Genomic DNA, 686 nt, shown 5'->3' on the forward strand with positions numbered 1-686 from the left:
CCCGGACGCCAGCCAGAAATGGCTGATCCGCGAGACCGCCGCCCACATGATGCGCCCCAGCATCTACATGATCCTCACCACCATGGTGGGCTTCTCCTCGCTGGTCATCAGCGGCATTCGCCCGGTAATCGACTTCGGCTGGATGATGACCCTGGGCCTGGGCGTGTCACTGATCGTCTGCTTTCTGGTGTTCCCCGCCCTGCTGGCCCCGCTATCCGCCGGCCAACCCCGGCAAGGGCGTGATCTCAGCCGGGAATTGACCCTGGCCTTCGCCGGCTTTACCGAGCGCCGCCGGCCCATTCTGCTGATCGTCGCGCTGGCCGTGATCGTCGCCTCCCTGTGGGGCGTCAGCCGCCTGACCGTGGAAAACCGGTTCATTGATTACTTCCAGAAAGACACGGAAATCTATCAGGGCATGCTTCAGATCGATCGCAAACTGGGCGGCACCACCCCACTGGATATCGTCATCGATGCGCCCAAGGCCACAACCGCGCAAAAAGCCGCCCTCAACCAACCCGCCACCGGCTGGGACGGTGACAGCATGGAGGACAGCCCCAGCGACCCGTTTGCCTCTGACAGCCCTGACGAGGCTGGCAACGCGGATCCCTTTGCCAGCAGTGACCCTTTCGCGGCAGACAGCGCCGATCCTTTTGCCGACGGTGACCCCTTTGCCAGCGAGGCCGGTG

At 63.8% G+C, this 686-nt stretch carries 1 pseudogene; it reads left to right on the forward strand.

Going from position 1 to position 686, the window contains the following annotated elements:
- Positions 1–686 (forward strand): annotated as a pseudogene (locus A3730_RS32300) (RND family transporter); the annotation flags it as partial.

Source organism: Alcanivorax sp. HI0044, assembly GCF_001634945.1.